The 6,292-nt window shown below is 72.9% G+C and carries 7 protein-coding genes; 5 read left to right on the forward strand and 2 right to left on the reverse strand.

The features are described 5' to 3' along the window. Positions 1 to 186 precede the first annotated feature (186 nt). The gene (locus AB0B76_RS29995; RefSeq protein WP_360381784.1) at positions 187 to 885 is read left to right on the forward strand and encodes a 16S rRNA (uracil(1498)-N(3))-methyltransferase; all 699 of its coding nucleotides are present in this window, start codon (positions 187 to 189) and stop codon (positions 883 to 885) included. 70 nt (positions 886 to 955) lie between these two features. Here AB0B76_RS29995 and AB0B76_RS30000 read toward each other — a convergent pair whose 3' ends face one another. After that, positions 956 to 1,681 carry an SDR family oxidoreductase gene (locus tag AB0B76_RS30000; protein WP_360381785.1) on the reverse strand — a complete coding sequence of 242 codons (726 nt, stop codon included), beginning with the start codon at positions 1,679 to 1,681 and terminating at the stop codon, positions 956 to 958. 15 nt (positions 1,682 to 1,696) lie between these two features. Between AB0B76_RS30000 and AB0B76_RS30005 the strand changes: the two genes are divergently transcribed. After that, on the forward strand, positions 1,697 to 2,050 hold the full coding sequence (locus AB0B76_RS30005) for an HIT domain-containing protein (RefSeq protein ID WP_360381949.1): 354 nt from the start codon (positions 1,697 to 1,699) through the stop codon (positions 2,048 to 2,050). Beyond that, positions 2,047 to 3,396, forward strand: a complete 1,350-nt coding sequence (locus AB0B76_RS30010) for a serine hydrolase domain-containing protein (RefSeq protein ID WP_360381787.1) — start codon at positions 2,047 to 2,049, stop codon at positions 3,394 to 3,396. The genes AB0B76_RS30005 and AB0B76_RS30010 overlap by 4 nt, the downstream gene beginning before the upstream one ends. Here the strand turns inward: AB0B76_RS30010 and AB0B76_RS30015 are convergent. Beyond that, the gene (locus AB0B76_RS30015) at positions 3,393 to 4,178 is read right to left on the reverse strand and encodes a VOC family protein (protein WP_360381788.1); all 786 of its coding nucleotides are present in this window, start codon (positions 4,176 to 4,178) and stop codon (positions 3,393 to 3,395) included. The two genes, AB0B76_RS30010 and AB0B76_RS30015, sit on opposite strands and share 4 nt — an antisense overlap. 221 nt (positions 4,179 to 4,399) lie before the next feature. Here AB0B76_RS30015 and AB0B76_RS30020 point away from each other — a divergent pair, with 221 nt between their 5' ends. Beyond that, positions 4,400 to 5,473: a PhoH family protein gene (locus AB0B76_RS30020; RefSeq protein ID WP_360381789.1), complete on the forward strand. Its 1,074-nt coding sequence runs from the start codon at positions 4,400 to 4,402 to the stop codon at positions 5,471 to 5,473. A gap of 14 nt (positions 5,474 to 5,487) precedes the next feature. Then, positions 5,488 to 5,943 (forward strand): rRNA maturation RNase YbeY, encoded by a 456-nt coding sequence (ybeY, locus tag AB0B76_RS30025; protein ID WP_360381790.1) that lies wholly within the window; start codon positions 5,488 to 5,490, stop codon positions 5,941 to 5,943. Positions 5,944 to 6,292: the final 349 nt, after the last annotated feature.

Genomic DNA, 6,292 nt, shown 5'->3' on the forward strand with positions numbered 1-6,292 from the left:
GGTTTTGGCTCGCGCTGCCGGAGCGGAGCGGAGGCGGCGTGAGCGGTTCGGAGCGGAGCGGAGAGGCCGCTCACCAGAGGCTCAGTTTTGGCTCGCGGCGGCGCCGGAGCGAAGCGGAGGTGCCGGCGTGAGCGGTTCGGAGCGGAGCGGAGAGGCCGCTCACCGGGGGCACAGATTTGGCGCGGCGTGAGCCTGCCGCTTTTTCTGGTACCCGCGCTGCCGCCCGGTCCGTCGTTCGTTCTTGACGGGGCGGAAGGCCACCATGCGGCCGATGTGCAGCGGATCACACCCGGCGAGGCCCTGCTGCTGGCCGACGGGCGCGGCGGCGTCGTCCGCGCCGTGGTCGCCGCCGCCCGCAAGGGCGCGCTGACGCTGGAGCTGGACGAGCACACGTTCGAGCCCGCCCCCGACCCGGCGCTGACCGTGGTGCAGGGCATCGCCAAGGGGGAGCGGGCCGAGCTCGCCGTGCAGCTGCTGACCGAGGTCGGCGTGGACCGCATCGTGCCCTGGCAGGCGGCGCGGAGCATCGCACGCTGGAAGGACGAGCGGCCGCTGGAGCGCTGGCGCGCGACCGCGCGCGAGGCGGCCAAGCAGTCCCGGCGCTCGTGGGTGCCGGTCGTCGAGCCCGCGCGCACCACGAAGCAGCTCGCGCTCGCCGGCCCCGTGCTGGTCCTGCACGAGGAGGCGGCGGAGCCGCTGTCGTCGGTGCGGCTGCCCGCGTCCGGGGAGATCACGCTGGTGGTCGGGCCCGAGGGCGGGGTCGCCCCGGAGGAGCTGGACCTGATCGGGGGCACGCCGGTGCGCCTGGGCCGGGAGGTGCTGCGGACCTCGACGGCGGGGGCGGCCGCGGTGGCCGCCCTGTCGGTCCGTCTCGGGCGCTGGTAGCGGGCGCTGCGGCGAAGGCAGTCGCTGGTGGCCGGCGCTTCGGCGAAGGCAGTCGCTGGTAACCGGCGCTTCAGCGGAAGTAGCTCGCGCCGTTGAGGTCCAGGACCGCGCCCGAGGACCACTCGGCCCCGGGCGAGGCCAGGTACAGCACCGCCGCCGCCACCTCCTCCGGCGTCGCCACCCGGCCGAACGGGCTCTGGGCCCGGATCGCGTCGCCCTCCGCGGACGCGAGCAGGCCCGCCACCAGGCCGGTGGCCACGAAGCCCGGCGCGACCGCCGACACGGCGATGCCCCGCGGCCCGAGGGCCCGCGCCAGGCTCTGGGTCATGGCGTTGAGGGCCGCCTTCGCCGCGCCGTACGCGGGGTGGTCCGGCTCCCCGCGGTAGGCGCCCCGCGAGCTGACGTTGACGATGCGCCCGCCCGGGCCCAGGTGCCGCACCGCGCACCAGCAGACGTTCGCCGGGGCCAGGAGGTCGACGGCCAGGGTGTCGCGCCAGGCGGCCTGCCACTCCTCGTACGACACCTCGGTGATCTTGTGCTCGAGGTACACGGCGGCGTTGTTCACCACCACGTCCAGGCCGCCGAGGGCGTCGGCGGCGGCGTCGACCAGTGCGCGTACCGCATCCGGGTCCGCCAGGTCGCCGGTCACCACCGTGTGGCCCTCGCCGGGCAGGTCGAGCGGGCCGGGCGAGCGGCGGTGGACGGCCACGCGCGCCCCAGCGGCGGCGAAGGCGTGCGCGATCGCGGCGCCGATGCCACGCGCCGCGCCGGTGATGAGGACTCGTTGAGCAGTCATGGTCCTTAGGATGCCCTGGTGACGAGTGACTGCGTGTTCTGCCGCATCGTCGCGGGCGAGATTCCGGCGACGGTGGTCCACGAGACCGCCACGACGCTGGCCTTCCGCGACATCCACCCCCAGGCTCCGGTGCACGTGCTGGTGATCCCGAAGGCCCACCACGCCGACGTCGCCGCGCTCGCCGTGGCCGACCCGGGCCTGGCCGGCGAGGTGCTCGCCACGGCCGCGGCGGTGGCCGCGGCCGAGGGGGTGGCGGCGAGCGGGTTCCGGCTCGTCTTCAACACCGGCGCCGACGGCGGCCAGGATGTCTTCCACGCGCACGGGCACGTGCTCGGGGGCGTCCGGATCGGGCCGATGGTGGCGCGGTGAAGGCGACGCAGCGGTACGAGCGGATCGCCCGCCGCGTCCAGGCCGACGCCCGCGTGCCGGCCCTGAGCGTCGCGGTCCACCGGGCCGACCGTCCGATGTGGACGTTACAGGTGGGCGAGGGGGTCGACGCCGGCAGCCAGCTGCGGATGGGGTCGATCACCAAGACCTTCACGGCGGTACTCGTCATGCAGTGCCGCGACGAGGGGCTGCTCGACCTCGACGACCAGATCGCCCGCCACCTGCCCGTGAAGGCCCACGGTGAGCTCACCGTCGGCCGGATGCTCTCGCACTCCTCGGGCCTGCAGCGCGAGCCGTTCGGCGACGTCTGGGACACCATGCAGGCGCCCGACCTGGAGGAGCTGCTGGGCCGGCTGGACCGGGCCGAGCAGGTGCTGCGGCCCGGGCTGCGCTTCCACTACTCGAACCTGGCGATCGCGCTGCTCGGGCACCTGGTCGGGCGGCTGCGCGGCGGCACCTGGGCCGAGGTGCTGCAGGACCGCATCCTCGACCCGTTCGGCCTGAACGACACGGCGGTCGTCCCGCAGCGGCCGGTGACCGGCTACCAGGTCGACGCCTGGTCCGACTACGCCCACCCGGAGCCGTCGACCGACTTCGGCGCCGTCGGCCCGGCCGCGCAGCTGTGGAGCACCGCGGCCGACCTGGCCCGCTGGGCCGCCTTCCTGTCCGACCCGCGCGAGATGGACCCCAACGGCACCGTGCTGTCCGCGGCGACGGTCGAGGAGATGCGCGCGCCGCAGGTGGTGACCGAGGACGTGCTGTGGGCCCGCGGCTTCGGGCTCGGCCTGATCCTGCACCCGCGCCCGGGCACCGAGCGGGTCGTGCACGTCGGGCACGACGGGGTGATGCCCGGGTTCCTCGCCGGCGCCTACGGACGGGCCGGCGGGGGAGCCACGCCCAAGGCGCTCGCGGCGGCCGCGCTGGGCTCTTCGGGTACCGCCGGCGAGATCTTCGAGCTGCCGCACGAGCTGCTCGAGGCCGTGGTCGAGCACGACCCCGCCGACATCGCGCCGTGGGTCCCCGGGCCGCCCGCGCCGGCGCAGTACCGCAGCGTGCTCGGGCGGTGGTGGAGCGAGGGCTTCGAGTACGGCTTCAGCTGGCGCGACGGCACCCTGCACGCGCGCTCGATCGACGCGCCGGGCAAGCGGCCGCCGGCCGTGTTCGCGGTCGTCGACGGGGCGCCGGACGTGTTCCGCACCGTGTCCGGGCGGGAGGCGGGGGAGCTGCTACGGCTCACCCGCGACGCCGACGGCACCGTGGTGCGGATGCACTGGGCGACGTACCGCTTCAGCCGGGGCCAGGAGGCCTTCGACGGCCACGCCTTCTAGCGGCTGATCATGGTGAACACGGCCCCGTTGGGGTCCTCGATCACGGCCAGGCGGCCGTGCGGGGAGTCGAACGGGCCGTGCTGCACCCGGCCGCCCGCCGTCACGACGCGCCCGGTGGCGGCGTCGGTGTCGTCGGTGGCGAAGTAGACGCTCCAGTGGGCCGGGACGCCGTCCCACTCCGGGGTCATCGTGAGGCGGCCCGCGACCGGGTCGGCGTCACCGAGGCTCCACGCTGAGTAGTCGAACGCTTCGTCCCCGGAGTCGGCGGTACCGGCGATCGTGGTCTGCCGGTATCCGAAGAGGCCGTGGTAGAAGAAGTCGGTCACGGTGGGTTGCCGCGTCGTCACCTCGGCCCAGCACAGGGCGCCGGTCTCGTCGAACAGCTGCGAGCCGGTGTGCCGGCCCGGCTCCCAGGCCCCGAAGGCGGCGCCCGAGGGGTCCATCGCGAAGAGCATCCGGCCGTTCTCGGGGATGTCCATCGGCTCGACGAGCATCTTGCCGCCGTGCTCCTCGATGCGCCGGGACGTCGCGGCGAGGTCGTGGGACATGAGGTACAGGCTCCAGGCGGCCGGCAGCTGCTCCGACCCGGGCATCGGCGGGCTCATGCCGGCCACGATCCGGCCGTTGCGCAGGCACATGACGTAGTTGCCGAAGTCGGCGCCGGTGTCGGCGTACTCCCAGCCGAACACGGATGTGTAGAAGTGCTGGGCGGCCGGGACGTCCGCCGCCACGACATCCGCCCAGCAGGGCTCGCCGTCGATGTATCCGTTGCGCTCGACCATGGCTTCGGCCCCCTATTTGAATCGGTCAACTGCCTCCCTATCAGCCCAGGTGGGTGGTCCGTGGTCGATTCGTCACAGACAGCATGATCGGCTGAACACGTACGGAGCAAAAAATGGGGCCGGTCGCTCGCGCTCGCAGCCGATACCATGAAGAGCCTGGACATGAGCCCAGGTTGGAGCGAGCCCGGAAGCAGGTGCTTGAGGCCCACCGCGGCCAAGGTATGACCGAGACCCCAAACCCCGTGCCGGCGACGTCGTCGGAGCAGCCCGTGCGGGCCATCAGCAAGATCACCGTTCCCGACCCGCACGTCATGGTCAGGCTGCTCGGGGCCGGCGACGAGATCCTGAAGCTCGTCGAGCGGTCGGTCAGCAGCGATGTGCACGTGCGGGGCAATGAGATCACCATCACCGGCGCCGCCGCGGACAACGCGCTGGCCGAGCGCGTCTTCAGCGAGCTGATCGAGCTGGTGCGCAAGGGGGAGACCCTGACCGCGGACAACGTCCGGCGCACCGTCGGCATGCTGCAGCAGAACACCAGCGAGCGCCCGGCCGAGGTGCTGACCCTCAACATCCTCTCCCGGCGGGGCCGCACGATCCGCCCCAAGACCCTGGGCCAGAAGCGCTACGTCGACTCGATCGACCAGCACACGATCGTGTTCGGCATCGGCCCGGCCGGCACCGGCAAGACCTACCTGGCCATGGCCAAGGCGGTCCAGTCGCTGCAGGCCAAGCAGGTCAACCGGATCATCCTGACCCGCCCGGCGGTCGAGGCCGGCGAGCGGCTGGGCTTCCTGCCCGGCACGCTCTACGACAAGATCGACCCTTATCTGCGGCCGCTGTACGACGCGCTGCACGACATGATCGACCCGGAGTCCATCCCGAAACTGATGGCGGCCGGGACGATCGAGGTGGCGCCGCTGGCGTACATGCGCGGCCGGACCCTCAACGACGCCTTCATCATTCTCGACGAGGCCCAGAACACCACGCCCGAGCAGATGAAGATGTTCCTGACCCGACTCGGCTTCGGCTCGCGGATCGTCGTCACCGGCGACGTGACGCAGGTCGACCTGCCCGGGGGTACCCGCTCGGGCCTCCGGGTCGTCCGTGAGATCCTCGACGGCGTCGAGGATGTCCACTTCGCCCAGCTCGGCAGCGCCGACGTCGTGCGCCACCGGCTGGTCAGTGAGATCGTGGACGCCTATGCCCGCTGGGACGAAGCGCAGGAGGCTCAGCAGCCGGTGCGTGCCGTCCCGGACCGCGCCGCACAGGGCGGCCGGCCCGGGCGACGCAGATAGCCACGGGAGCCCTGTTGTCCATCGAGATCGCCAATGAGTCCGGCGCCGACGTCAACTCCGACACCGTGCTCGCGGTGGCCCGGCACGCGCTCGACGAGATGGGGGTCAACCCGCTCGCCGAGCTGTCGATCCTGTGCGTCGACGTCGAGTACATGACCGAGCTCAACCACCGCTGGATGGACGGCGACGGCCCCACGGACGTCCTGGCCTTCCCGATGGACGAGGGCAGCGTCGACCACGGGCCCGGCGAGGGCTCCGGGGAGCCGGCGCTGCTCGGCGACATCGTGCTCTGCCCGGAGGTGGCCGCCAAGCAGGCCGCCGCCGCCGGGCACGCCGCGATCGACGAGCTGGCGCTGCTGACCGTGCACGGCATCCTGCACCTGCTCGGGTACGACCATGCCGAGCCCGAAGAGGAGGCCGAGATGTTCGGCCTCCAGGCGAGACTGCTGGAGAGCTGGCGAAAGTCTTGATCCCGTGAGCGGTTCGGAGCGGAGCGGAGAGGCCGCGAACCAGGGGCACAGTTTTGGCTCGCGGCGGCGCCGGAGCGAAGCGGAGGTGCCGGCGTGAGCGGCTCGGAGCGGAGCGGAGAGGCCGCGAACCAGGGGCACAGTTTTGGCTCGCGGCGGCGCCGGAGCGAAGCGGAGGTGCCGGCGTGAGCGGTTCGGAGCGGAGCGGAGAGGCCGCGAACCAGGGGCACAGTTTTGGCTCGCGGCGGCGCCGGAGCGAAGCGGAGGTGCCGGCGTGAGCGGTTCGGAGCGGAGCGGAGAGGCCGCGAACCAGGGGCACAGTTTTGGCTCGCGGCGGCGCCGGAGCGAAGCG

The organism is Dactylosporangium sp. NPDC049140 (assembly GCF_040648435.1).

Bases quoted from the DNA above. Each gene is read 5' to 3' on its own strand.
- AB0B76_RS30000 (WP_360381785.1), bottom strand. From the start codon at position 1,681: ATGACTGCTCAACGAGTCCTCATCACCGGCGCGGCGCGTGGCATCGGC.
- AB0B76_RS30015 (WP_360381788.1), bottom strand. From the start codon at position 4,178: ATGGTCGAGCGCAACGGATACATCGACGGCGAGCCCTGCTGGGCGGAT.
- AB0B76_RS30020 (WP_360381789.1), top strand. From the start codon at position 4,400: ATGACCGAGACCCCAAACCCCGTGCCGGCGACGTCGTCGGAGCAGCCC.